This is a genomic window from Enhydrobacter sp., assembly GCA_025808875.1.
Classification (GTDB): domain Bacteria; phylum Pseudomonadota; class Alphaproteobacteria; order Reyranellales; family Reyranellaceae; genus Reyranella.
Window position 1 is genome coordinate 809,959 of the sequence record CP075528.1, and the last position, 24,192, is coordinate 834,150.

Sequence of the window (24,192 nt, forward strand, 5' to 3'; positions counted from 1 at the left end):
AAGGGCGCGGTCTGATGCAACTGTTGCAACATGCAAATGGCGCACCGGGCGCGACCTGGGATATCGTCGGGCAGGATGCAGGACCACCACGTCCCCTCCATAGGCCTCGGCTATTGGGTGACGTTCGCCGTTGCCACGATTTTCGGTGCCAATCTGAGCGACATGCTCACGATGCACCTGGCTCTGGCGTCGCCGGGGCGCATCGTGCTGCTGGCCGGGTTGTTGTTCGCGGTGCTCCTGGTCGAACGGTACGACCGGTCGAACACGCATCTGTGGTACTGGGCGGCCATCGTCATCCTCCAGGCTGCCGCGAGTCGCCTGGCGGATCTTTCGACGGACAGTCTCGGCCTGCGTCGCCTCGAACTCATCGCCAGCGTCGCCGTGCTCCTCGTGGCGACGTTCGTGACGGCGCGCTCGAGCGCGTCGATGCTGGTCGAAACCCTGATAATGTCGCGGCGCGGCGAGGCGCGGCCGATGTCGGATACCGCCTACTGGATCACCATGTTCTTCGCCAGCTTCCTGGGGGTGCTCGGTGCGGAAGTCGGCGAGCATCGCATCGGCATGGTGCCGTCGCTGGCGGCGTTCGCGGTCGGCTTCGTGGCGCTGCTCTGGCTCAGTCGATGGCCAGCGATCAACCGGTTGCTGCTCTACTGGCTCATCGTCCTGCTGCTGCGCGCGTTCGGCGGCGTCGCCGCAAGCTATCTCGTCACGGTCGCATTCGCGCCGGCCGGCCTGGGGTCGAGCACCATCCTGACCGCGACGATCCTCGCGGGCTGCATCCTGCTGTGGAGCGCGCGCAGCCGCCCGCGCCCGCACGCCTGACTCGAGGCGCCCGACTTCGAGGGGGCGGACTTCAGAAGGGCGAGAGGCGCCGATTCGCCTTGCGGCGGCCGAGGCGGTCGCGCTGCAGCGGCGGCTGGGCGGGCCCGGGATCGTCTTCCGCCGTCACCTGGCGGGAGCAGCGCAACCCGAGTGGCGTCAACCGGAGGCCGCGAGTGCCGTCATGGACCAGGCCGAGCAGTTCGAAGCGCAGGCGATGGGGCGAGGCGAGGGCTACCTGGCGGCCTTCGGCCAACGCGCGCAACAAAAGGATTTCCTGACGGCTCAGGCGGACGCCGGCATCCGTCATCTGCATATCCTTTCGAAGTTGCGTCGAAGTTGCGGCTGCGCACTCACAACGCAGCGGCGAGAGCACCGTTGCGGCGGCCACAGGAAAATCACGGCACCCCACTGCCCGCGCGCCCGTTGATGCAGGGCTACTACCAGCGAAGGAGAGGCCATGTACAAGCATCTCGTCCTCGCCGCTCTGCTGACGGCCGGCGCCGCGACCGCGTACGCTCAACCGCAGCAGCAGCAGGCGACGCAGACCGCGCCGGCCGAACGCACCGTCTCGACCGGCGACTTCAATGCCAGCGGCCAGATGTCGGGCAACGCAATCATCGGCGCCCGGGTGCGCAACGACGCGCGCGACACGATCGGCACGATCGACGACGTCTATGTCGACAAGGACGGCACGATCAAGGCTGCGGTCGTGTCGGTAGGCGGCTTCCTCGGCGTCGGCGCCAAAGGCGTCGCGGTGAAGTGGGAGGATCTCAAGTTCGATCGCGACGACGATTCCCTCGTCGTCACCACCAGGCTCGGCAAGGAAGAGCTGCAGGCCATGCCCGACTACAACAAGACCGAGCGTCGCAAGCCGGCACCTCCGCCGGCCGCACCGATCACCAATCGCCCCGCCGGCGGCGGCTGACGGCCCCCGAACGGCATGGGATGACGTGAAGGCGGGCGCCGCGGCGTCCGCCTTTCTCGTTGCCCGCCGGTCAGGTCGGCAGCGGCTGCTCGTCGAGCCAGCGCCGCGCGACGTGCATCTCGCGGAAAATCATGAGAGGGCGCCTGAGGCCGGCCGATGCCGAGGCGAAGAGCTGCGCCTGTGCGTAGCTCTCGTCCGATGCCGCGACGATGGCGACCGGTCCGACCTGGCCGTGCTGGGCGTAGAACATGACGCGTTGTCCCAGCGCCCGCAGGTTCTGCTCGTTGAGCGCCGTCGGGGTATGGGTGATCTCGAAGATCTTGCGATAGGCCATGCCGCCGTCGGCCGTCACCCCGGCGAAATACTGCTCGATGTCCGCCACGGTGACGTCGTCCTTGGCGACGGCCACCACCAGGCGGTTGGGATGGGAGATCGTCCAGTGGACCGGCATGGGCGGAACCGTAGCAGATCGGGGGAGGCGACCGCCACGCCAGAGCTTGGGGCCGACGCGTGACGTCGACCACTGCCGGTCGTGCCCTGAGACACGCTGCAACGACGGGGCGCGCCGGAAGTTGACTCCGCCGACAGGCAGGACGTTCGAGGAGGAGGTTCGACATGGCCGTGCGACCGACATGGGAGGGACATCTCCGGCTTTCGCTCGTGACCTGTCCCGTGGCGCTCTACAAGGCAACCGACCCGAAGGGCGACCTGCACTTCAATCTCATCAACCCCAGGACCAACAACCGCGTGCGCCAGCGACTGGTCGATGCCGGCACCGGCGAAGACGTCGAGCGGCGCGAACTGGTCAAGGGTTTCGCCGTCGCCAAGGACCGCTACGTGCTGCTCGACAAGGACGATTTCGAGGCGGTGAAGCTCGAATCGACGCGGGTGATCGATATCGAGGAGTTCGTGCCTGTCGCCTCGATCGACCGACTCTACTGGGACGAGCCGTATTTCCTGGTGCCGGCTGGAAAGACCGGCATCGAGGCCTTCGCCGTGATCCGCGCCGCCATGGAGCGCTCGCAGATGGTGGCGATCGGCCGCCTGGTGATGAGCACGCGCGAACGATTGTGCGCGCTCGAGCCGCGCGGCGAGGCGCTGCTGCTGACCACGTTGCGCATGCACGACGAGGTGCGCGGGGAGAAGGCGATCCCGCACGCCGATCTGCCCAAGGCCGATCGGCGCATGCTCGAGATCGCCGAAAAGATCATCGAGCAGCAGAAGGGCGACTTCGATCCCTCGCACTTCAACGACCGCTACGAGGATGCGCTGCGCGAGGTCATCGAGCGCAAGAAGAAGGGCAAGCCGGTGCGGCCGACCATGCCTGACGAAACGGAGGACAAGGTGGTCGACCTGATGGCCGCCCTGCGCCAGAGCCTGAAGGGCAGCGGGGCCAAGCGCGAGCGGGCCGAGCGCTTCGTCGCCGCGAAGTCGTCGCGGTCAAGGGGGCGGCGTTCGACGTCGCGCCGCAAGGCGTCGGGCGGCCGCCGCCGGGCGGCCTAGCTCGTGCGCGGCGGTATCATGTCCTCGAAACGACGCCGGCCCAGCGCGGTGAGGCGGATGCGGCCCTCGCGTTCCTCGACGAGCGCAAGCATTTTCAGGCGCTGCAGCGACGGCGTCCGCAGGTGCTTGGGCTTCGAGATGCCGTTGCCGACGCGACGCAAGACCGTCTGCTCGTTGATGCTGAGCGGCACAACCAGTCCGCGTTCCATGCTCCCCTCCACACCCGGTATCGAAGCGCGTCGGGAACGCGGTGGCAAGGATTGAATGGTGAAGATTGCATGATCCAGCGCGGATCAAGTTGCAGGGGCAACGCGGAGATTCCGCGGACGGAACCGGCAACAACTCGCGATGCGCGGCGTTCTGCAAGGCAGGAAACGACAGCGTCAGGAGTTGCCGATGCATCGACTGCTTATCGTCGTCCTGCTGGCGGCGCTGGGGATCGGGCCGGCGGCATGGGCGGAAGAGCCGTTGCCGGGCGCGAAGTCCGACGTGCCGCGTACGAGCCCCGAGCCGACCAACCAGAGCGCCGAGGAGATCATCATCAAGGCGAAGCTGCGCGCCGCCGGCGTGCGCAAGGTCAACAATCTCGCGCGCCATCCCGACGGCACCTGGGAGGGCCGCGGCATGAAGGGCGACGAGGAGATCGCCGTTCAGGTCGACACCGACGGCAACGTCAAGTTCCGCTGAGAGCCCGGCCGGGCCGCAGCGCCTCCAGCGTCTCGACATAGGCCCGCACGACCGGCAGCAGCAGCTCGGCGCTCGTGCCGGACGCGCTGTCGGCCGGCGTGTGGAACAGGCGATGCACGGCGGCCATGCCGAAGAAGGCGGGGTAGCCCGCACCCTGCACGTCGCGGATCTCGCCGACCGCCGCCTCGCGGCCGCCGAGGCGCGTTCCGTCGACTGCGGCAAAGGTCCGATCGGTCAATGCCTCGAGCGGGGCCGAGCGGGCGACGACCCGCAGCAGCATATCGTGGCTGGCGAGCGTGGCGCCGAAATGCGCCCACACCACGGTCGAGTCCGGCGCCGGTGCCGCGGCGCGCAGGAAATGCTGCATGCCGCCATGCCCGATCTCGTGCCCGGCGGTGGCGACGAACAGGAGGTCGACGTCGGCGAAGCGCGCCGCCGCCAGTCGCGCCGTGGCGAGGAACCCCGCGATGCCGGGTCCGCGTTCGCAGGTGCTGGTGAACCAGCTCGTCACCGGCGTCGACACGACGAACCATCGCCCCGTGCCACGGTCGAGGCGGCCGACGACGTTGTGGCCCGGCACGCTCTCGCGATAGCGGCCGTCGATCGCCAGGGTGACGTCGCCGGCGCAGGCATCGAGCGTGGTCCGGTCGCGCGGAGCCGCCAGCACGACCGGGCAAGGCCACGGCGGCATCGACTGGTCGACGTTGTAGGTGAATATCTCGCCGCTCGGATGGTCGATGTCGAGCAGCAGGGCGGCGGGATCGCGCGCGAAGGCTTCCTCGAGGGCCAGGCGATGGCCCGCCGTGAGATAGGCGCCGCGATCGTAGGGCAGGGTGAGGCGCACGAAGCATCCCGTGGCGGGCCCGGCCGGCACGATCGGCGCGGTGAGGCGAAAGCTCGCCTGCGCGGGCGGCGGCCACCACTGCGGCACGACGGCGAGGTCGCGTCCGCTGACGCGCAACGCCGCGGACACGCACTCGTACTGGCGGGCGACGCTGAACGCCTGTCGCTCGACGGCGAACCCGGCTTTGCCGAGTTCGTCGGCGATCCAGCCCAATGCCGCGTCCGCGCCGGGCGAACCGAAGCGGTGGACGCCGAAACCCTCGTAGCGAAGAACGTCGGCAAACAGCCCGTCACCCGACAGCGAATAGGACATGACCGGCGCATCCCTCCTCATTACCCGCCGGGTAGTCGATCGACGGGCGCGATGGGGCTAGCTCTGCCTGCAGGCAATCGAAGGAGCAAGCCATGTCGTCAGTCACTGCCCCGTCCCCGCGCGCTCCGCTCCGCGGCTGGACCGTCGACACCTTCAAGCGCTTCTGGGCCAGGCCGTCGCTCGACCACCTCGAGGGAATCGATGCGATCCTCGCCCCCGACATCGTCGGTTACTGGCCGCGCCCGATCGGCAAGGTCGAGGGCATCGCCGCCTACACCGGAATCATCGAGGCCTTGCTGCGCACGGTGCCCGATCTGTCGCTGTCGGTGCCCGATCATGCCGTCTCGGGCAACCTCAGCTTCGTGCGCTGGGTGGCCGCCGGCACCGGCCCCGACGGCCGCTTCGAGGCGCTGGGATGCGATCGCGTGCGCGTGCGCGACGACGGCCTCGTCGTCGAGAACTACATCTTCTGTGACCATCCCTTTTTCGCCGCGGTGGCCGGACGCGCCGGGCGCCGCCCCGGCTGACGCTTCAGGCGGCCGTCGAGCTGTCGGCGGCCGCCGCGTCGTCCTGTGCCGCGAGCCATTGGCGGGCGGCGAAGATGTCGCTGAAGATGCGCATCGGCCGATCGGCGCTGGCGACGGTGCGGCAGATGTCGGCCAGCCTTTCGTGGCGCTGCGGCCCGGCGACCACGGCGAATGGTCCGACCCGGCCGTTGCCGCGCGCGACGAAGGACTGCATGCGCTTGCGGAAGGCGTCGACGTCCGCCGCCGTCAGCGCCGAGGTGCCGCCGGTCGCGTCGAAGATCTTTCGATAGCCGATGGCGCGCGCCTTGATGACGGCGTCGAAATAGCCGTCGAGATCGCCGAGCTTGACCTCACCCTCGGTCTTGCCGACGATCATACGATCGAGATGGTAGACGGTGACGTAGATCGGCATGGCATCAACTCGCCCGCCAATATGCGTCCGCCGCCGCGGCGCGGCAATCGGTCGGATTGTGTTAATCGTTTGCGCGCTGCGCCCTAGGGTTGCGCCGTGGGTTACACGGCCGCCTCGCTCGCCGGGTCGCCGGCGATGCGACTGTGCCACATGACGCGCGGCTGGGTCATGTCCCAGGGCGTCGCCTGGTGCAACAGGCAGCGATTGTCCCACACCACGACGTCGCCCGGCGACCAGGTGTGATGGTAGATGCGCGGCGGCCGGCAGGCGAAGGCGACGAGCTCCTCCAGCAGGCGGTCGGACGCCTCGCGACTGAGGCCGGGAACGTTGTGGGCGTGACGGCCGATCAGCAACGATTTACGGCCGGTCTCGGGATGGGTCTTCACCAGCGGGCGCAACGGGACCGGCCCGTCATGGAAGCCGTAGCCGCTGTACTGGCCGTCGCCGGCCCTGGCGTCGTGGCCGAGCTTCGACTGGCTGTAGTGCAGCGAGTGATGGGCCGACAGACCGCCCAGCTTGTCCTTCAGGTCGTCGTCGAGCGCGTCGTAGGCGGCCCGCATGTCGGCCCAACCGGTCTGTCCGCCGGCACTCGGCACGACTTCGGCGCTGAACACCGCGCCCTTGGCCTGAACCGGCATGTAGGTGCTGTCGGCATGCCAGCCCATGTTGCCCTTCAGCACCTTCATCATGTCGTCGTTGTCCTTTTCCAGGCGCAGCGTGCCGTCGGACTTGACGTTGCTGAGGGCGGCCATCTCGAACTCGAGAGGCCCGAAACGGCGGGCGAAGGCGATCTGTTGGTCGCGCGACAGATGCTGGCCGGGAAAGACGAGCAGCGCGCGGTCGAGCCAGGCGGCATAGAGGTCGCGCCACAGGGCGTCGTCGAGGTCGGCGATGCGAAAGCCGGTGACGATCGCGCCGAAGGTGGCGTCGAGCGGTCGAACGTCGAAAGCCTGGGCCATGTCGTTCCTCCCCGGAGAGCCGACTATATCACTTGCGCGGCGTCGAGGAATCGTAAGGCGCGCGCGGCTGCAGATAGGGCGAGGTTTCGCGAATGGACGGATAGGGCGGCGGCGGGTCGGCCGGCTGGCCACCCGGCGGCACGGCCGGCGGCAGCTGCGGATCGCGAGTCTGGTGGGGATAGATCGGACCGGTGCTGCCCGCGCCGGCACCGGGACCGATGCCGCTGCCGATGCCCGTGCTGTTGCCGATCGGGCCGGGCTGCAGGGGCGCTTGCGCCTCGCCCGCCGATGGGGCGGCCAGGCCGACGAGCGTCGCCAGCACGACGGAAAGACACGCCGATCGGGTCATGCGATCAATGGATGTCGATGGGCTCGAACAGCGGATTGTCGAGGTCGAGCAGGGCATAGGCCTCGCCGAGCGTCGGCACGATGATCGGCTCGCGATGCCCCGCCAGCCGCTGCTGGTCGCGAATGGTGCGGGCGAATTCCTCCCCCGCGGCGCGCGGCGCCACGATGACGCGGTCGGCGATGATCGACGGCGCCTGGCCGCGTTGCATGACCTTGCTGATAGGCACGGCGACGGCATCGACCGCGGAGAAGTCGTAGAGCCCACGCACCGCGCCTTCGCGCGCCAGGAAGGTGAGCACGTTGCGATCGTGCGTCTCGAAGTCCTGCGAGCTCATGACTCCGCTGATCCGCACCAGCAGCACTCGTTGCCGACGTTCGAACCACAGGGTGAACATTCTTCACGCCAGCCGCAGGTGAAACGTTCGTTGCATCGTGAGAGCTGGCATCTTCTTCTTCAGTCACCGTCGAAAACCGATGCTTCGATCCTTAGCGCAACCCAGTGTGCGGTGAAAGCAAAGCTTCGTTCAGCGACTCGGAAGAAACATTTCCATTTCGCCGACGGCTCACTCCCCGTCGTGTGTCGATCTGGACCAGCGGAAGACGAACGCGGCGATCATCGCGACGGAGCCGCCGACCCACAATAGAAGCGCGAGGATTCGCGCGTCGCCGACAAACGCGAGGGCGATGCTCGCGATGGTGAGCGTGACGTGCAGCGTGGCGAACAGCACGAGGTACTCGAACGAGTGATACGACCGCCGGCGTTCGCGAATCATCTGCCGTTCGGCGAGGTTGGCGATGTCGGTCATCGTGGCGTCTCCGTGGATCGGGCGTCGGGATCAGAGGGCGGTGAACATGGCGACGGCGGTCAGGCCAACCAGCATGCAGGCAGCCAGGCGCATGACGCGGGGACGGCACGAGTCCTCGCCGTCGCGCCGCTGCCAGGGATCGATGTCGATGTCGAGATCGTGGCGCATGCGGGAAACCCGACGGGAGTTGCGGTCAGTGAGCGGGGCTATCACTGCACTGCGGCGGCGAGGCCGGCGCTCGTCGCCGGGCCCGGCGACCGCGCGAGGTCGATCGGGATCACGTTGCTTCCTTCCGGCGAGAGGGACACCGATATGCGGAGTCAACTCGTCGACGGCGGGAAGGGTTGCCGCCGCGCGGCAGCGGCGGTTTCAGCGCGTGATGTTGGGGCCGATGTAGGTGCCCGGCGCCCCGCTCGGATTCGCGGGATCGGCATTGAGTCCGCTCGGCGGCGGGCGGCGGTTGTCGCGCGTCGTCAGCCCGGTGTAAGTGCCCGGGTTGGGAGCCGAGGGAGGCCGCGACATCGGCACCTCGCCCGGCTTGGGCAGGTCGCTCTCGGGTTCACTGCAGGCGGCGCCCATGCAGGCGGCCAGGATCGCGATTGTCGGATGCAGGCGCTTCATCGTCGGGTCTCCCCGCTCGATGTTAGGCACTCCGTCGGCACATTCAATCGGTACGGCGCAGGGCAACTATCGCTCGCTCCCGGCCGTCGGGCCGCTCTCGGAAAGCAACTTGCCCGTCATGGGATTGACGATGTGGACACGCGCGCAGGCAAGGCAATGTTGCGCCACATAGTGATTCTCGCCCGGTTCGATCTCCTGGTGAGTGGCGCCCTGCACCATCAGACCTGTCGTGGGACAACAGAACAGGAAGACGCGCATACGTCTTGTCAGTGAACGAACGGACGTCGGGCCTTCAACATCCATTCAAAATGAATGGAATTTCGTTGAGCGCCTTGAGATGGATCAAGGCCGGCGCGATCTCAATCGGCGGCGTCCGCGTGGCCGGTGGGCGTCCCGTTGCGCCAGGTGGGCGTGGCTGGAGGAGACACAGGCTGGGCGGCCATCGGGCGCCGGCCCGACCGGGCCAGCCTCTCTGCGGCCTGGCGAATCGAAATCGTCCGCCGCACCTCACCCAATTGGCGCAACAACGCCGTCTCCTGCCGGACAAGCAGAGCCGTGCTGGCGGAAACGGTCACGGTTGCACCTCACGGATTGGTCACCAAGCGCCTGCGGAACCAACGCCGGGTGTGGCAAAAAGGTTGCACTCCCGATCCGCCTCCTGTGGGCAAATTTGGAAGCTCGTTCTCTCCGGATTGGACGTGATTGTCCCTGCCCAAGTGCGCCGGGTTTGGCACTATCAATGCAAATAATCCACGGCCGCTTCGGTTTGACCATGACGATTTCGGACGGCGCAAAGCCCGCGCCGCAGTCGACTGTTTTGCGGCGCAGGTCGATCCGCTCGAGGATCCGATCGATTTCGAACCGGGTTCGGTTGGCGCTCGGGATGCGGGGCGTGGCGTGGGCGGCGGGTGCGCTGTGCGTCGGTCTCGCCTCGGCGATCCTGTCGATCGTCGCCGTGGCCACATCGATCGACCACGCCGGAGCCGATCGCAGACACCGGATCGCGACGGAGATACTCGAAGTGGATCGCACGACCGGAGCGTTCGTGCGCGCTCTGGTCGCTTCGCCCGTCGAGAGTGTCGGCTCGCCGTCGATGGCCGCCCTGTGGTCGGATTTCCGGGCGTCGATCGATCGCGCTTGTACGCTCGCCGAGGCCGCGCCGGCCGCGGCGGGGAGCCTCGACGAGATCTGCTCACGGCACGACAGGCTGGCTGCGGACGTGGTGCCCGCGCTCGAGCGCCTCGCCCGGGAGGGCCGGCCGGTTATCTCCGATCCGCTGCTGTCGGAGCTGGTGTCGGTGCGCGAAGCGATCAACGCGCTGGCTACCCGTTCCATGCGCGATGCCGACGATCACATCCATCACATGGCGGACGGCTACCGCCAGGCGCTCGTCATCCTGGTCGTGAGCACGGCGGGATTCGTCTGCGCCGCCGTCATCCTCGTCCTGCTTGTCGGCAGGGCGTCGGTGCAGCACCATGAGCAATCGCTCAAGGCGCGCCAGGCTGCCGAGCTCTTGCGCGAGACGATGGACGCCCTGCCGGCGGGCGTCGTCGTCTACGACCCCACCGATCGGCTCATGATGTTCAACAGCGTCGCCGCCTCGATCACACCGGCCCTGAGCGAACCCGGCGCGATCGGCCGCAGCTACGAGGAGATGGCCCGCGACACCGCGCGCCGCCTCGAGGCGGCGGGACACGGTCCCCAGCCCGTCGATGAGTGGATCGAGCGCTTCAACAGCAAACGTCACCAGCGTACGCGCCAGGCTGTGGACGGACGCTGGTTCGACTGGTCGGAAAGCAGGACGCCGAGCGGCCTGACGGTCGGCCTCAGGGTCGACGTCACCGAGGTCGAACGAGCGCGCGCGGACTACGCGCGGCTGGTCGATTCGCTGGCCGACGTGACCTACAAGATCGACATCCAGACGGGCCGCTTCACCTTCGTGAGCGCGTCCGCCCGCGAGATGTTCGGGGTGGCACCGGAGAGCATGGTGGGGCGCCACTTCCTCGAGTTCGTCGCCGCCGAATCGCGCGAGCGTGTGCAGCGGTCGACGACGCGCGCCTACGATCCGAACGACAAGGGCACCCTCGGCCAGTTCTCGATGCTGACCGGAAGCGGCGAGGTCCTGCCTGTCGAGGTGCGGTCGCGCCGCCATGTCGACGAGAACGGTGCGATCATCAGCAGCGGCGTGATCCGCGACATCGGCGACCGCTTCCGGCTGGAGCAGCAGATCGAGCAGCAGCTCGCGGAGCTCCAGCACGCCCGGGCCGAGTACCGTTCGCTCGTCGATTCGCTCGGCGATATCGTCTACAAGATCGACGCCGCGACGAGCCGCATCACCTTCGTCAACGCCGCCGCAGCGCAGTTCTTCGGCATGCCGATCGAGCACATCGTCGGCTCCGACTTCGTCGAACGTGTCGATCCCGAGCACCAGCAGATGCTGCGCGACGGCATCGCCCGCGAGTTCAGGAACACCGGCAGGCTGATCGAGGTGCGCTTCCGCGTGCGGGCGGCGGGCGACGAGTGGCGCCATGTCGAGATTCGCTATCGGCGCAGCCTCGACGAGGCCGGGCAGCTGATCGTTTCCGGCGTGATGCGCGACGTCGAGGAGGCCGTGCGCATGGAGCGGCGCATCGCCGAGCAGGTGACGGCGCTGGAGCGCGCACGCGCCGAGTATCAGACGCTGGTCGATTCACTGTCGGACATGATCGTCGAAGTCGACATCTACAAGGGCGTCTTCACCTTCGCCAGCGCGGCCGCCGCCGACCTGCTGGGCGTTCCGGCCTCGCAGATGATCGGTCGACGGGTGTTGGACTACATCGTGACCGAGGATTTCGGGGCGATGAACGACACCGCGCGAGCCCTGCTGCGCGCCGCCGACGGCAAGCCGCAGCACCTCATGACGCGAGTGCGTCATGCCGACGGCGGCGTGCGTCATCTCGAAGTGCGCATGCGCAAGACGCACCAGAATACGGAGACCACGATCGTGAGCGGCGTGGTCCGCGACGTCACCGATCGGGTCGAGCTCGAACGGCGCCTGGCCGGGGAAACGGCGCGGCTGCGATCGATCGTGGAATCGACTGGCGCCCTGATCGTGCTGGCCGACCGCGACCTCAACGTGACGATGGTCAATTCGGGCTTCAGCGCCATCACCGGCCTCGCCGCCTCCGACGCGCTCGGCCGGCCGCTGTACGAGGTGCTGGCGTGTCCGGCCGACGCCGCGTTCGACAGGCCGCTGCAGCTTGCCGTCAAGATGGGTTCGCGGCTGATCGCCCTGACGACACGGCCGGTCACGACCCCGGACGGCGAGTTGAGCCACGTCGTCCTTCTCGGTGTCGACGACACCGGCAGGCGCGAGGCGGAGAACGCGCTGCACGACGTCGAACGGTTTGCGACGGTCGGCGAAATGGCGGCCACGATGGCGCACGAGCTCAGCCAGCCGCTCCAGGTGATCAACATCGCCAGTGCCTCGGCGACCGACGAGCTCGATCATCCGGCGGACGAGCAGAAGGGGCCGGATATCGCCTTCTTGCGCGCGCGGCTCGATCGTATCGCGCGCCAGGTCGAGAACGCCAGCCGGGTCATCGGCGACCTCAGGGCCTTCGTGCGCGGCACCAACACGCCCGAGAATGTCGGCGTGTTCGATCCGCGGCGCTCGATCGAAACGGCGGTCGGGCTGACCGGCTACGGCGTGCGGCAGGCGGGCGCCGAGCTGCGCGTGCGGGTCGCCGACGACCTGCCGCGGGTGGCCGGCGAATCGAGCCGCCTCGAGCAGGTCCTGGTCAACCTGATCAACAACGCGCGCGATGCCGGCGGTCGCGCCATCGACATCGCGGCGGCGACCGTCGAGCGCGACGGCAGGCGGTGCGTGCGTATCTCCGTCGAGGACAGCGGTCACGGCATCGACCCCGAGATCCTGTCGCGCCTGTTCGTGTCCTTCGTCACCACCAAGGCCAAGGGCAAGGGTACCGGCCTCGGCCTGCGCATCTGCCGGCGCATCGTCGAGGAAATGGGCGGCACCATTGCCGCCGCGAATCGTGCCGAGGGCGGTGCGCGCTTCGATGTGCTGCTGCCGGCTGCCTAGGAGGAGGCCGGGCGTGGGCAGCTCGCTCTTGCGCCGCCGCGACCGGGGTGCATTTGCAGGTGAAGCCCGTGCGGTTGTCGGTCACAATCCGTCCCGCTCGGTAAACGAGCGGGGGAAAGCCTGAATGTCGACCGTCCCGTCGCGCGTGTCGGGTCCTGCAGCGGTCTCCAAACTCGCCCAGCTCGCGGACCTCGTGCGCTCGTTTCCGAGCCAGGTCCGGCTGGCGCTCGGCGTCCGCGGCGTCGCGCTGGCGACCGCGGCCGGCGTGGTCGGCCTGTTGTCGTGCATCGTCTCCTTCGCCGACATCGCGCTGTCGTTGCACCACACCGACCTCGATCGCAAGCGTCGGCAGGCCGCCGAGATCCTGGCCCTCGACAACACCAATCGGCTGCTGATGCGCACAATCTTCGGCATGTCGTCGGGCCGCGTGCCGGTGCCGGCCGGCGAGGCGGCGCCGGTGCTCGAAGTGTGGCAGCAGTTCCAGCAATCGATGATGTCGGTCTGCCGCACGGCCGCCGGCCCGGTGCCGCAACGCGAGCGGCTGCAGAAGGCCTGCGCCGATCCGCAAGCCCTGTTCGCCCGGCTGACGCCCGATATCGAGGCCCTCGACCCACCGCGGCGTCTGCTCGATCCCGCCACGGTGCGCGAGCTGCTGGCCATTCGCGACGACATCAACGCCCTCGCCGTCGGGGTGGCGCAGGACGCCGACAGCATGGTCGGAAAGCTGATCGACGACTATGGCAGGGCGCTGTTCGTCCTCACGCTCAGCACCACCGGCTTCGTCGGCGCGGGATTGGTGCTCATCCTGCTGGTCGGCCGCGCCTCGGTCGACCATCACCGGCTGTGGTTGAGCGCCCAGCAGGCGCGCGACATGGTCGACCGCGAGCGGACGCGCTATCGGCGCCTCGTCGATTCGCTGTCGGACACGGTCTACACCGTCGACCGCAACGGCGTTCTGACCTTCGCCAGCGCGGCGGTGCATGAACTGCTCGGCATGCCGGCCGACCGCATCGTCGGCCGCAAGCTGCGCGAATTCGTCGACGCCGCCGACGTCGAGCGCGCCCTTGCCGAGGCGCGTGCGCAGTTCCAGTCGCAGGACGTCGGCGTGCGCCAGGTCCATCTGCGGCTGCGCCGTGCCAACGGCGCCGAGCGCCACGTCGAGATCCGCTCGCGCAAGCCGGCCGGGGACGAAGGCACGGATGTGGCCCTTGTCGGCATCATCCACGACGTCACCGAGCGGGTGGATCTGGCCGAACGGCTGCAGCGCCAGATGGCGGAAGCCGAGGCGGCGCGCAACGACTACCAGTCGCTGGTCGATTCCGTGAGCGACGCGGTGTTCAAGGCCGATGCAAAGAGCGCCGTCATCACCTTCGCCAGCGCCGCCACGGCGGAGGTCATGGGCATGCCGCCGGCAGAGATCGTCGGCACGCGGACCTTCGACCAGATCCACGCCGACGACGTCGAATACGTGATGAGCGCAACCAAGGCGGCGCTGCAGGGCAATACCCCGCGCGTCGAACAGCTGCAGTACCGCATCCGTACGCCGGCCGGCGAGACCAAGCACGTCGAGACGCGCTTTCGCAAGACACCCGGGCCGGATGGCCGCTCGCTGGTCGTCGGCGTGGTGCGCGACGTCGAGGAGCGCGTCCGCATGGCGCGCCGGCTCGAGGACGAGATGGCGCGCCTCAGGTCGATCGTCGAATCGAGCGGCGCGCAGATCCTGATGGTCGATCGAGAACTCAACGTGGTCATGGTCAACAGTGGCTTCACGGCGATGACCGGACTCGGCGAGGCCGACGCCATAGGCCGACATCTGAAGAAGGTGGTCGACTGCCGGCTCGACCCGAAGGTGCTCGACGACTGGTTGGCCGCGCCGCGTCACGGCCGGCCGGTCGCGCCTGCCCATTACAGCAACCAGATCCGGGATCCGCAGGGCCGGCTGCGCCTGGTTTCGGTCACCGCCACGCCGGTGGTCGATGCGCACGGCCTGGTCAGCAACATCGTCTTCCTGGGCGTGGACGACACCGAGCGCCGCGAGGCCGAGCAGGCGCTGTTCGCCGTCGAGCGGCTGAGCACGGTGGGCGAGATGGCGGCGACCATGGCGCACGAGATCAACCAGCCGCTGCAGGTCATCAACCTCGCGTGCGAGTCGGCCAAGGACGAGATCGACGCTGCCGAGCTGCGCGGCACGGTTCCGACGCCGGGGTTCCTGCGCGCCAAACTCGAGCGCATCGGCCAGCAGATCGATCGCGCCAGCCGTATCGTCGGTGAACTGCGGGCCTTCGTGCGCGGCACCGGCAGCGAGGAGTCCGAGCGACCGTTCGAGGCCGTCGAGGCGGTGCGCGCCGCCATCGAACTGATGGCGGTTCCCCTGCTGCGCCAGGGCGCCCAGGTAAGCCTGACGCGGGCCGACGCGCCCTCGCTTGTCATGGGCCATTTCGGCAAGCTTGAGCAGGTACTGGTCAACCTGATCAACAATGCACGCGACGCCGGCGCCCGCTCGATCGACGTCTCGGTGTCGGCGGTCGCCGGCGAGGGCCCGCACCGCTTCGTCGCCATCGCCATCGACGACGACGGCCGAGGCATTGCCGCCGACGTCCTGCCGCGCCTGTTCGTCGACTTCGTCACGACCAAGGAGCGCGGCAAGGGCACCGGTTTCGGCCTGCGCATCTGCCGGCGCATCGTCGAGGAGATGGGCGGGACGATCACCGCCCGCAACCGCGATGCCCGCGGTGCCTGCTTCGAGATCGTGCTGCCGGCGATGGCATAGCGGGCGCCGGCTCGGGTCGCTCCGCTTTGGAGTGGATCGCGCCTGTTGGGGGCATGACTGCTCCGCTCTGGAGGTGTTGCAACGTGCGATGGCGCATCGCCGAGCCTATCTCCGCGCCATGCAGTTCTTCCCCGCCAATACCGGCACGGACGGTCGCGACGACGCTCCGCGCCGCCCTCCGCTCGGGTTGCGCACGATCCTGACGATCGCCGTCTGGTTTGGCGCCGCGCTCCTGCTGACCGATACGGTCGGCAACGTCCTGCGCATCTCGCAGACGACGCGTCCTGTCGCGAGCTACGAGCCCCCGCCGACGCCGCCCGTCTATCGGGGCGCGATCATGCCGGTCAGCGGCCGCTAGCTAGGCGGCCGATGCCACCGCGACACGGCGCTCGTCGACCGGCGTCCAGGAATTGGCGATCGTCGTGAAGGCGGGTGGCGGCAGGCCGAGTATCGCCGCCGCCTCGTCCATCGTGCGCGCCATCACCGGCGCGGTGTGACCGGCCGCCGACTGGTAGGTGCCGTAGAGGCGCATCAGGCCGAAGATCGCGGGCTGCGGCGCGACGACCGCGCGAGGCAGTCGCGAACAGAATTGCTGCTGCTGGGCACGCGTCGCCATCTGCGCCGCAGTCACGTCGAGGCGTTCGATCGCCGTGAAGTCGTGGATCACGCCGGCCGGCGCCAGCAGCGCGGCCAGACGGGGACCTCGTTCGTCGAGTCGGGCAAGATCGTCGAGGCTCAGGGCCCCACCGAACCGCACCAGCATAAGTCGGGTGCGACGGTCGAAAGCGAGGTTGAACACGGTACTAATCCTTCGATTTCACAGTTTGTGTACGCCGATCGAGTTGGGGTCGCTGCCACTATCTTTCCTCATTCGTGCATATCTCGCCGGCTGATCGCCGCTCGCCGAGGCAGCCTGACGCGCCTTGCGCCGTTGTCGGCCGGGGGTGCGGTCGCGAACGGAGGTTGCCGGCCATGAAATCCAAGCTTGCCTGGGCGGCTGCCGGCCAGCGCGTCCATGTCGTGGTGCTCGACCCAGGCGAGGAGGCGTTCGCCGTTCTCACGCGCTTTGCCGCCGACTGTGGTCTCACCGGAGCGTCGATCGTCGCACTCGGTGCCTTCGAGCGCGCCGTCGTCGGCTGGTTCGATCTTCGGACGCGGGGCTATCGACCGACCCGGGTCGACGAGCAGTGCGAGGCCCTCAGTCTGCTGGGCGACATCGCCGCGGGCGACGACGGTAAGCCGAGCGTGCATCTACACGCCGTTCTCGGCCTGGCCGACGGCACGACCCGTGGCGGGCACTTTCTCGAAGGCATCGTGCAGCCGACGCTCGAGGTGACAATCACCGAGACGCCGGCCCATCTGCGGCGCATCGGGCGGCCTGAACTCGGCATCGCGCTCATCGATCTCGACGCCGGGCAACGTTGAGCCCGGCAGTGTCGTTGATCCGGCATCTCAAACCGAAGGGAGAGCCCATGGTCGACGAAACCAAGATCACCGACGGATCGCTGATCGCTGCCGAGAAGGTGAACGGCACCAACGTCTACAATCGCGCCGGCGACAAGCTCGGCCACGTCGAGGACATCATGATGGACAAGGTGAGCGGTCGCGCCTGCTATGCCGTCATGTCGTTCGGCGGATTCCTCGGCATCGGCGACAAGCACTGGCCGCTGCCCTGGTCGGCGCTGACCTACGATCGCTCGAAGGAGGGCTTCGTCGTCGACCTCGACAAGAAGATGCTCGAGGGCGCACCGAGCTACGACGACGACTTCCTGTGGACCCCCGACTACGGCCGGACCGTCGATCGCTACTACAACGTGCCCAGCTACTGGGCGTGACTCCGATTGGGCGGCCTGGACCGGCCTCGCGGCTGGTCCGGGACCACGGGATTTGTCCACATTTGGGGCTGGTGTTTCTGCAGGCCGGCTGATAAAGGTTCTCCCCATGACTTTGGGGAGCCGCTTTTGGGGAGTGGCCGCGGGTGGCTGTTTGCTGCTGGCGGCCGGAACGGTGCTTGCCGATTCCTCGCCCCGCCAAGGTGAGCGCTTCCCGCCCCCGAATACTCCGCCGATCGCCGCGCCGGCCGTCGCCAAGAAGGCGGCTCCGGCCGTCATCCTCGGCGTCGATGCCCGGGTGGAATCGAGCGAACTCGGCTTCGAGCGGGGCATCGCGCCCGCGCCCGGCCGCACGGTGTCGTGGAAGGGCACCGATTACCAGGTCGTCGATGTCTCGGCCGTCGGTGGTGGGCCGACCTTCTCGGCGGGTTCGCGCCATGTCATCGCCGTCCAGGGCGGCCGTCTGACGGTGGCGCTGAAGTACGTCGATCCCGAGAGCACGATCGGCGCCGGCACCGCGGTCGCCTCCCGCTCGCTCAAGTAAAACCCTCCGGTCTAGCGTTCGTTGTCGGTGCGCTCGCTCCAGGGCGGGAGACAATCGTGCGCGTGCACGCCCAATCCACGGGCGTTGGCCTCGGCTTCCTGCGGCACGTAGTCGACGCTGTCGGGCGTCAAGGCCCAGGCCATGCCCGCCATCACCATCGCCGCACCGAGATCGGTTTCGTCGGCGCGACACAGGCCGATGGCTACATCCGTGCCGTCGCGCCCGCGGAACTCGCAGCCGATCACGCGGTCGTGCACGAGCGACTGGAGGAAAGCGATGGCTCGATCGCCGGCGGCCCAGCCGTCGCCGCACAGCTGTGTGGTGCCGGGGGCCTCGATGCCCCATAGCCGCCAGATTCGTCCCTCGACGCTGATCGTGTCGCCATCGAGCACGGATTGCGCATTGACCGGCCCGACGACGGTCAAGGTCGCCGCGAGGAGGGCGGCGCTGCACAGTCGGTTCGTCTCGCGGAGGAACAGCATCGGTCGGGTAGTGTAGTTCTTTGTCGACGTGCACACTAGATTGGGCAGGCCGCGCGGACGAGGCGGTTGAGGAGAGTGAGATGAAGCGGATTGGCGGGCTGATCGTGGTGGCAATGGCATTGTCGACCGTGGCCGTCGCGCAAAGCGACGACGCCGCGTACTGCAGGGAGCTCGGCAACCTCGCCCTGCGCTACACCGGCACGGCGGGCGGCGACGGGCGCCTGTCGCCCAGCCTCGACACCATCGAAGCCATCGCCGAATGCAGCAAGGGCAACTATGCCAAGGGCATTCCGGTGCTGGAGAAGACGCTGCGCGACAATCGCTTCACGCTTCCCAAGCGCTGACCTCGATCCGTGCGGCTCACGGCGGTCGCCAGCGCACGCCGTCGGCGCACCAGATCCTGAGTGGAGCCGGAGACGGGGCGGCTGCGGAAGACGGCGCTGCTGACTCGGGGGCTGCAGCGAAGGTGTGGGCTCCGCGCGGCTTGCCCTGCAGGTGTTGCGGCACGAAGCGGGCGGCGGCTTCGCTGCCCCGCGTCATGGCGTCGAACAGGGTGCGCCGGGCCTGCGCGATCATCTCGGCGTCGGTGATCTCCTCGCTCATGCGCGCCTACTGCCGACCGCGTTCTCCCGCGATCAATCCAGCGTCACGCGATAGCGGCTGATCGCCAGCGCCGAAACGAGGATCAGGATCGCCACCATCGCCAGCAACTCGGTCGACACGTCGGCGAGAGAGGCGCCCTTCAGCATCAGGCCGCGCACGACTCGCATGAAGTGCGTTGCCGGCAACGTCTCGCCCAGCCACTGCGCCCATACCGGCATGCCGCGGAACGGGAACATGAAGCCCGACAGCAGGATCGAGGGCAGCAGCACGAACACCGAGGCCTGCATGGCCTGGAGCTGGTTCTGCGTCACCGTCGAGATGGTGAAGCCGATGGCGAGGTTGACGGTGATGAAGAGAGCGGTGCCGAGGCCCAGCAGCAGCAGGCTGCCCTCGGTCCGGACATCGAACAGGAAGCGCGCGACCAGCAGGATCACGACCATCTGCACCGAGCCGATCGCGACGTAGGGCGCGATCTTGCCGATCATCACCTCGAGCGGCTTCACCGGCATGGCGAGCAGGTTCTCCATCGTGCCGCGTTCGCGCTCGCGTGTGACGGCGAGCGCCGTCATCATCACCATGGTCATGGTGAGGATCACCGCCAGCAGGCCGGGCACGATGTTGAGCCGCGCCTTGCCCTCGGGGTTGTAGCGGCGCTGAAGCACCAGGTCGATCGCGTCGGCCTTGCCGCGCAGCGTGGCCAGCGGCCCGACGAAATCGCGCCGCAGCGCCTGCTCGATGGCGGGCCGCGCGGCGGCCAGCGGATTGGCGGCGGCCATCGGATCGGTGGCGTCGGCGTCGATCACGATCTGGGCGCGCTCCCCGCGCACCAGGCGCCGCGTGAAGTCGGAGGGAATGGTGACGACGAACTGCACTTCCCCCTGCTGCAGGAGTGCGTCGGCCTCGGCTTCGGACGAGGGCCGGTGTGTGAAGCGCATGTAGCCGGTGTTGGCGAGCGCCGACAGCACGGTACGCGTGATCTGGCTCTGGTCGGCGGCGATCACCGCCGTCGGCAGGTGGCGCGGATCGGTGTCGATGGCGTAGCCGAACAGCAGGAGCTGCATGATCGGCACGCCGAACATCATGGCGAAGGTCAGCCGGTCGCGCCTGAGCTGCTGGATCTCCTTGACCACGATGGCGATCAGCCTGCGCCACACGGTCAGGCGTCGGGCGCGTTGTCGCGCGCCCGTCCCATCAGATGGATGAAGATGTCCTCGAGCGTCGGCTCGGCTTCCTCCCAGACGAGCGCCGGATCGCGGCGATGGGGCTCGATGGCGCGAGCCAGGGCGTCGCGGTCCGGCCCGCACACATGGAGCGTTGCGCCGAAGGCGGCCGCCGCCGTCACGCCGGGCGCGTCGCGCAGCCGGGGCGCCAGCCGATCCGCCCCGGGACCGGAGGCGATGAAGGCCGACAGCCCCGACCGGGCGACGATGTCGTCGGCGGTGCCGCGCGCCATCAGCTCACCGTAGGCGATGTAGGCGATCTCGTGACACCGCTCCGCCTCGTCCATGTAGTGAGTCGAGACAAGGACCGTGATGCCCTGCGCGGCGTAGCCGTGGATCTCGTCCCAGAAGGCGCGCCGCGCCTTGGGATCGACCCCCGCCGTCGGCTCGTCGAGCAGCAGCAGCCGGGGTTCGTGCAGTACGCAGGCGGCGAGCGCGAGGCGCTGCTTCCAGCCGCCCGACAGCGCGCCCGCCAGCTGCCTCTGGCGCGTCGCCAGTCCCAGCCGTTCGAGCGACCGGTCGACGCGCTCCGTCAGGCGGTCGAGCTCGTGCACGCGGCCGACGAACTCGAGGTTTTCGCGGATCGTGAGATCCTCGTAGAGGCCGAAGCGCTGCGTCATGTAGCCGGTCTGCCGCTTGATGGCGTCGCGCTCGCGAACGAGATCGTGGCCGAGGCAGGTCCCGCCGCCGCCGTCGGGCGTCAGCAGGCCGCAAATCATGCGCAGGGTCGTCGTCTTGCCCGAGCCGTTGGGGCCGAGGAATCCGCAAATCCGGCCCGGCTCGACGGCGAGGCTCACCCGGTCGACCACGGTGCGCGATCCGTAGCGCTTGACCAGATCATGGACGTCGATGGCCGGCGTCACAGCGGCGCCACCGTGACGGGCAGGCCGGGCGGCAGCGGGACCTGCGTCGGCGACGGCCGGGCCTCGATCAGGAACACCAGCTTCGCCCGCGCGCTTTGCGAATAGATCACCGGCGGCGTGAATTCGGCGCGCGGCGAGACGTAGATGACGGTCGCCTCCAGGGCCGGCGGGCAGCCGTCGCAGCTGAAGCTCACCCGGCTGCCGACGCGCGCCTTCGCCACCTCTTCCTCGGGTACGAAGAAGCGCAGCTTCACCCGCAGGGGCGGCAGCAGGGACACCACCGGCGTCCCGGCCGGCACCCACTCGCCGACATGGAAGAACGTGTTCTCGACCAGCGCGTCCTGCGGCGCTACCGGCATCTGGTCGGCCAGACGCTGCCGGGCTTGCGCGACATTGGCCTCGCCCTGCTCGACCAGCGCGCGGGCGGCCTGAATCTCGTCGGGCCGCGCCGCGAGGTCGTTGGCGCGTTCCTGCGCGGCCAGCGATGCCGCCCGCGAGCGTAGCTGATGGACCTGCGACATCGCCTGGTCATGGCTCTGCCGCGTCGTGAAGCCGCGCGCCAGCAGATCGGTCTGGCGCTTGAGTTCGGTCTCGGCCAGCGCCAGCGACGCCTCGACCTCGCGACGCTGAGCGCGGACGATCTCCTGCTCCTCCTCGCGCTTGCCGGTCAGCAGGTTCTCGTAGCGCGCCCGAGCCTCGGCGAGGGCGGCTTCGGCGCGTGCGACTTCCGCCTTTGCCACCGTGGCGTCGATGATGAACAGGAGGTCGCCCTTCGTCACCTTGTCGCCGCGCTCGACCGGCCGCTCGACCAGCCGGCCGGCGACCGGCGGCGCGATCAGGCTGGTCTCACCCTCGACATAGCCGAGATAGCTGCTGCCATCGTCGCCGATGCCGAACAGCGCCATGAGTTCGCCGCGCCACGCGAGGCCGCCGGTCAGCAGCAGGGCGAGCAGGACGACCGGGACGAGGAAGCGCGTGCGCCTCACGTCGCCCTCCCGGAATCCATGGTGAGGGCATGCAGCATGAGGTCGGCGTGATGGCGGGCGAGCGCGCGCACGTCGAGCCTCGCTCCGCCGATCGGCTCGAACACCGTGCGCCACAGGCCTGCGAGCAGCATGGCGCCGACCAGCGAGCGCGCGGTCATCGCCGGATCGACCTGGCGAAACTCGCCCCGGGCGATGCCCTTGGCGATCAGGCCTTCCATCAGGGGTAGGCCGCGGCCGATCACCTCGTCCAGGTAGAAGCGGCCGATCTCGGGGAAGGCCCGCGATTCGGCGAGCACGATCTTGGCGACCGATGCCATCGGCGTGTCCTCGATGCGGCTTGCCATGAAGTCCAGGATGCGCGGGAGGAGGGGCGCCACCGGCCCGCCATGCGCCGCGAGCATCGCCTCGACCGTGCCGAGGTTGCTGCCGACGGCCTGGCGCACGACGCCCTGGAAGAGCGCGATCTTGTCCTCGAAGTAGAGATAGATCGCGGCCTTGCTGAGGCCCGCTCGCGCCGCGACGTCGTCGAGCCGCGTGCCGGCGAAGCCCCTCTCGACGAACAGCGCCAGCGCGGCCTCGAGAATCTCCTTGGGCCGTTCGGCGGGGGCGCGACGTTGCTTTTTCGCCTTCTTCATGGAACTAACTTACTGGTCAGTAATAATATATTCAACCTCGCACTACCCCGATATTTTCTCAACGCAAAAGGCCGCCCAAGGGCGGCCTTCGCATTGGCTTTATTGGAGAAAAATCAGTTGTACTTGGCGATCTCCAGCCGGCCGACCTGGTCGCGATGGACCTCGTCCGGACCGTCGGCCAAGCGCAGCGTGCGCTGGTGGGCGTACATGCTGGCCAGCTTGAAGACCTGGCTGACACCGCCCGCGCCATGCAGCTGCAGGCAGCGGTCGACCACCTTGGAGGTGATGTTGGGCACCGCCACCTTGATCATGGCGATCTGCTGGCGCGCTTCCTTGTTGCCGTACTTGTCCATCGCCCACGCGGCCTTGAGCACCAGCAGGCGCGCCATGTCGATCTCCATGCGCATGTCGGCCACATGGGCCTTGGTGACGCCCATCTCCGAGATGCGCTGGCCGAAGGCGACGCGGCTCTTGGCGCGCTTGATCGCCATCTCGAGCGCGCGCTCGGCGACGCCGATGGCGCGCATGCAGTGATGGATGCGGCCCGGGCCGAGGCGGCCCTGGGCGATCTCGAAGCCGCGGCCCTCGCCCAGCAGGATGGCCGACTTGGGCACCCTCACGTTGTCGTAGACCACCTCGGCGTGGCCGTGCGGCGCGTCGTCGTAGCCGAAGACATGCAGCATCTTGACGATCTTGATGCCGGCCGCATCGCGCGGCACGACGATCATCGACTGCTGGCGGTAGGCCGGCGCCGACGGATCGCTCTTGCCCATCAGGATGATGACCTTGCAGCGCGGATCGCCCATGCCCGACGACCACCATTTGCGGCCGTTGATGACGTAGCTGTCGCCGTCGCTCTCGATGCGGCATTCGACGTTGCGCGCGTCGGACGAGGCGACCGCCGGCTCGGTCATGGCGAAGCAGGAACGGATCTCGCCGTTGAGCAGCGGCTTCAGCCACTTCTCCTTGTGCTCCTTGGAGCCGTAGCGGGCGAACACTTCCATGTTGCCGGTGTCGGGTGCCGAGCAGTTGGTCGCCTCCGAGGCGATCGAGGAACGGCCGAGGATCTCGCAGATCGGCGCGTATTCCAGGTTGGAAAGGCCCATCGTGCCGTGCGTGTCGCCCGAGTCGCGATCGGCCGGCAGGAACATGTTCCACAGGCCGCGCTTCTTCGCCTCGGCCTTGCATTGCTCCATCACCGGCGGCAGCTGCCAGCGGTCCTTCTGGGCGTTGAGCTGCTCCTCGTAGACCGGTTCGGCGGGGTAGATGACCTCGTCCATGAACTTTTGGAGCTTTTCCTGCAGCTCCTTGGTGCGGCCCGAGTATTCGAAATCCATATGTCCTCCTGCCCCTCCCCGGGGCGCTCTCTCTGGTGCTGGGCGGACTCTGGCCGAAATCAGCGCTAATGTG

Annotated in this window: 31 protein-coding genes; 12 read left to right on the forward strand and 19 right to left on the reverse strand. The window is 68.3% G+C overall.

What is annotated here, in order from left to right; translation table 11 throughout:
• Positions 1-75 precede the first annotated feature (75 nt).
• A complete protein-coding gene (locus KIT25_03985; protein ID UYN96115.1) occupies positions 76-822 on the forward strand; it encodes a hypothetical protein in 747 nt (248 codons plus the stop codon).
• A 31-nt stretch (positions 823-853) separates the two neighbouring features.
• Here the strand turns inward: KIT25_03985 and KIT25_03990 are convergent, their stop codons facing one another.
• On the reverse strand, positions 854-1,129 hold the full coding sequence (locus tag KIT25_03990; GenBank protein UYN96116.1) for a hypothetical protein: 276 nt from the start codon (positions 1,127-1,129) through the stop codon (positions 854-856).
• Positions 1,130-1,279: 150 nt separating this feature from the next.
• On the opposite strand from KIT25_03990, the gene KIT25_03995 reads away from it, so the two are divergent.
• Positions 1,280-1,747, forward strand: coding sequence for a PRC-barrel domain-containing protein (locus KIT25_03995; GenBank protein ID UYN96117.1), 468 nt, complete (start codon positions 1,280-1,282; stop codon positions 1,745-1,747).
• Between the two features lie 70 nt (positions 1,748-1,817).
• Here the strand turns inward: KIT25_03995 and KIT25_04000 are convergent, their stop codons facing one another.
• Positions 1,818-2,198, reverse strand: coding sequence for a hypothetical protein (locus KIT25_04000; GenBank protein ID UYN96118.1), 381 nt, complete (start codon positions 2,196-2,198; stop codon positions 1,818-1,820).
• Positions 2,199-2,362: 164 nt separating this feature from the next.
• On the opposite strand from KIT25_04000, the gene KIT25_04005 reads away from it, so the two are divergent.
• The gene (locus KIT25_04005) at positions 2,363-3,250 is read left to right on the forward strand and encodes a Ku protein (protein ID UYN96119.1); all 888 of its coding nucleotides are present in this window, start codon (positions 2,363-2,365) and stop codon (positions 3,248-3,250) included.
• Here KIT25_04005 and KIT25_04010 read toward each other — a convergent pair.
• Positions 3,247-3,459 carry a hypothetical protein gene (locus KIT25_04010; GenBank protein ID UYN96120.1) on the reverse strand — a complete coding sequence of 71 codons (213 nt, stop codon included), beginning with the start codon at positions 3,457-3,459 and terminating at the stop codon, positions 3,247-3,249. The two genes, KIT25_04005 and KIT25_04010, sit on opposite strands and share 4 nt — an antisense overlap.
• Positions 3,460-3,646: 187 nt before the next feature.
• On the opposite strand from KIT25_04010, the gene KIT25_04015 reads away from it, so the two are divergent.
• The gene (locus KIT25_04015) at positions 3,647-3,937 is read left to right on the forward strand and encodes a hypothetical protein (GenBank protein UYN96121.1); all 291 of its coding nucleotides are present in this window, start codon (positions 3,647-3,649) and stop codon (positions 3,935-3,937) included.
• Here the strand turns inward: KIT25_04015 and KIT25_04020 are convergent.
• Positions 3,924-5,093 (reverse strand): hypothetical protein, encoded by a 1,170-nt coding sequence (locus KIT25_04020; GenBank protein ID UYN96122.1) that lies wholly within the window; start codon positions 5,091-5,093, stop codon positions 3,924-3,926. The two genes, KIT25_04015 and KIT25_04020, sit on opposite strands and share 14 nt — an antisense overlap.
• 92 nt (positions 5,094-5,185) lie before the next feature.
• On the opposite strand from KIT25_04020, the gene KIT25_04025 reads away from it, so the two are divergent.
• Positions 5,186-5,620 (forward strand): nuclear transport factor 2 family protein, encoded by a 435-nt coding sequence (locus tag KIT25_04025; protein ID UYN96123.1) that lies wholly within the window; start codon positions 5,186-5,188, stop codon positions 5,618-5,620.
• A 4-nt stretch (positions 5,621-5,624) separates the two neighbouring features.
• Here KIT25_04025 and KIT25_04030 read toward each other — a convergent pair whose 3' ends face one another.
• The 7 genes from KIT25_04030 to KIT25_04060 form a co-directional block, all read right to left on the reverse strand.
• Entirely contained in the window at positions 5,625-6,032 is a 408-nt protein-coding gene (locus tag KIT25_04030) for a hypothetical protein (GenBank protein UYN96124.1), read from the reverse strand.
• Positions 6,033-6,133: 101 nt separating this feature from the next.
• Positions 6,134-6,991: a TauD/TfdA family dioxygenase gene (locus tag KIT25_04035; GenBank protein UYN96125.1), complete on the reverse strand. Its 858-nt coding sequence runs from the start codon at positions 6,989-6,991 to the stop codon at positions 6,134-6,136.
• Between the two features lie 28 nt (positions 6,992-7,019).
• Positions 7,020-7,340 (reverse strand): hypothetical protein, encoded by a 321-nt coding sequence (locus tag KIT25_04040; protein UYN96126.1) that lies wholly within the window; start codon positions 7,338-7,340, stop codon positions 7,020-7,022.
• A gap of 4 nt (positions 7,341-7,344) precedes the next feature.
• Complete coding sequence (locus tag KIT25_04045) at positions 7,345-7,734, reverse strand: hypothetical protein (GenBank protein UYN96127.1); 390 nt, start codon at positions 7,732-7,734, stop codon at positions 7,345-7,347.
• Positions 7,735-7,902: 168 nt separating this feature from the next.
• Positions 7,903-8,145 carry a hypothetical protein gene (locus KIT25_04050; GenBank protein UYN96128.1) on the reverse strand — a complete coding sequence of 81 codons (243 nt, stop codon included), beginning with the start codon at positions 8,143-8,145 and terminating at the stop codon, positions 7,903-7,905.
• A gap of 30 nt (positions 8,146-8,175) precedes the next feature.
• Positions 8,176-8,313: a hypothetical protein gene (locus KIT25_04055; GenBank protein ID UYN96129.1), complete on the reverse strand. Its 138-nt coding sequence runs from the start codon at positions 8,311-8,313 to the stop codon at positions 8,176-8,178.
• 201 nt (positions 8,314-8,514) lie between these two features.
• The gene (locus tag KIT25_04060; GenBank protein UYN96130.1) at positions 8,515-8,766 is read right to left on the reverse strand and encodes a hypothetical protein; all 252 of its coding nucleotides are present in this window, start codon (positions 8,764-8,766) and stop codon (positions 8,515-8,517) included.
• An 892-nt stretch (positions 8,767-9,658) separates the two neighbouring features.
• Here KIT25_04060 and KIT25_04065 point away from each other — a divergent pair.
• The 3 genes from KIT25_04065 (at position 9,659) to KIT25_04075 (ending at position 15,975) form a co-directional block, all read left to right on the forward strand.
• Positions 9,659-12,847, forward strand: coding sequence for a PAS domain S-box protein (locus tag KIT25_04065; protein UYN96131.1), 3,189 nt, complete (start codon positions 9,659-9,661; stop codon positions 12,845-12,847).
• Between the two features lie 124 nt (positions 12,848-12,971).
• Positions 12,972-15,617: a PAS domain S-box protein gene (locus KIT25_04070; protein UYN96132.1), complete on the forward strand. Its 2,646-nt coding sequence runs from the start codon at positions 12,972-12,974 to the stop codon at positions 15,615-15,617.
• Between the two features lie 118 nt (positions 15,618-15,735).
• Entirely contained in the window at positions 15,736-15,975 is a 240-nt protein-coding gene (locus tag KIT25_04075) for a hypothetical protein (GenBank protein UYN96133.1), read from the forward strand.
• Here KIT25_04075 and KIT25_04080 read toward each other — a convergent pair whose 3' ends face one another.
• On the reverse strand, positions 15,976-16,416 hold the full coding sequence (locus KIT25_04080) for a hypothetical protein (protein UYN96134.1): 441 nt from the start codon (positions 16,414-16,416) through the stop codon (positions 15,976-15,978).
• Positions 16,417-16,589: 173 nt separating this feature from the next.
• Here KIT25_04080 and KIT25_04085 point away from each other — a divergent pair, with 173 nt between their 5' ends.
• From KIT25_04085 to KIT25_04095, 3 genes are all read left to right on the forward strand, one after another.
• Positions 16,590-17,042 (forward strand): DNA-binding protein, encoded by a 453-nt coding sequence (locus KIT25_04085; protein UYN96135.1) that lies wholly within the window; start codon positions 16,590-16,592, stop codon positions 17,040-17,042.
• Positions 17,043-17,089: 47 nt separating this feature from the next.
• Entirely contained in the window at positions 17,090-17,452 is a 363-nt protein-coding gene (locus KIT25_04090; protein UYN96136.1) for a PRC-barrel domain-containing protein, read from the forward strand.
• A gap of 106 nt (positions 17,453-17,558) precedes the next feature.
• A complete protein-coding gene (locus KIT25_04095; GenBank protein ID UYN96137.1) occupies positions 17,559-17,993 on the forward strand; it encodes a hypothetical protein in 435 nt (144 codons plus the stop codon).
• An 11-nt stretch (positions 17,994-18,004) separates the two neighbouring features.
• Here the strand turns inward: KIT25_04095 and KIT25_04100 are convergent, their stop codons facing one another.
• Positions 18,005-18,475: a thermonuclease family protein gene (locus tag KIT25_04100; protein ID UYN96138.1), complete on the reverse strand. Its 471-nt coding sequence runs from the start codon at positions 18,473-18,475 to the stop codon at positions 18,005-18,007.
• 80 nt (positions 18,476-18,555) lie between these two features.
• Here KIT25_04100 and KIT25_04105 point away from each other — a divergent pair, with 80 nt between their 5' ends.
• The gene (locus tag KIT25_04105) at positions 18,556-18,819 is read left to right on the forward strand and encodes a hypothetical protein (protein UYN96139.1); all 264 of its coding nucleotides are present in this window, start codon (positions 18,556-18,558) and stop codon (positions 18,817-18,819) included.
• Between the two features lie 16 nt (positions 18,820-18,835).
• Here KIT25_04105 and KIT25_04110 read toward each other — a convergent pair whose 3' ends face one another.
• The 6 genes from KIT25_04110 to KIT25_04135 all read right to left on the reverse strand — a co-directional run bounded on the left by KIT25_04110 (position 18,836) and on the right by KIT25_04135 (position 24,119).
• Positions 18,836-19,078: a hypothetical protein gene (locus KIT25_04110; protein ID UYN96140.1), complete on the reverse strand. Its 243-nt coding sequence runs from the start codon at positions 19,076-19,078 to the stop codon at positions 18,836-18,838.
• A 32-nt stretch (positions 19,079-19,110) separates the two neighbouring features.
• Positions 19,111-20,238 (reverse strand): ABC transporter permease, encoded by a 1,128-nt coding sequence (locus KIT25_04115; protein UYN97813.1) that lies wholly within the window; start codon positions 20,236-20,238, stop codon positions 19,111-19,113.
• Complete coding sequence (locus KIT25_04120) at positions 20,235-21,161, reverse strand: ABC transporter ATP-binding protein (protein UYN96141.1); 927 nt, start codon at positions 21,159-21,161, stop codon at positions 20,235-20,237. Before KIT25_04120 ends, KIT25_04115 begins: the two co-directional genes overlap by 4 nt.
• Positions 21,158-22,147 (reverse strand): HlyD family efflux transporter periplasmic adaptor subunit, encoded by a 990-nt coding sequence (locus KIT25_04125; GenBank protein ID UYN96142.1) that lies wholly within the window; start codon positions 22,145-22,147, stop codon positions 21,158-21,160. Before KIT25_04125 ends, KIT25_04120 begins: the two co-directional genes overlap by 4 nt.
• Complete coding sequence (locus KIT25_04130; protein ID UYN96143.1) at positions 22,144-22,782, reverse strand: TetR family transcriptional regulator; 639 nt, start codon at positions 22,780-22,782, stop codon at positions 22,144-22,146. The genes KIT25_04125 and KIT25_04130 overlap by 4 nt, the downstream gene beginning before the upstream one ends.
• A 113-nt stretch (positions 22,783-22,895) precedes the next feature.
• Positions 22,896-24,119 (reverse strand): acyl-CoA dehydrogenase family protein, encoded by a 1,224-nt coding sequence (locus tag KIT25_04135; GenBank protein UYN96144.1) that lies wholly within the window; start codon positions 24,117-24,119, stop codon positions 22,896-22,898.
• Positions 24,120-24,192 lie beyond the last annotated feature (73 nt).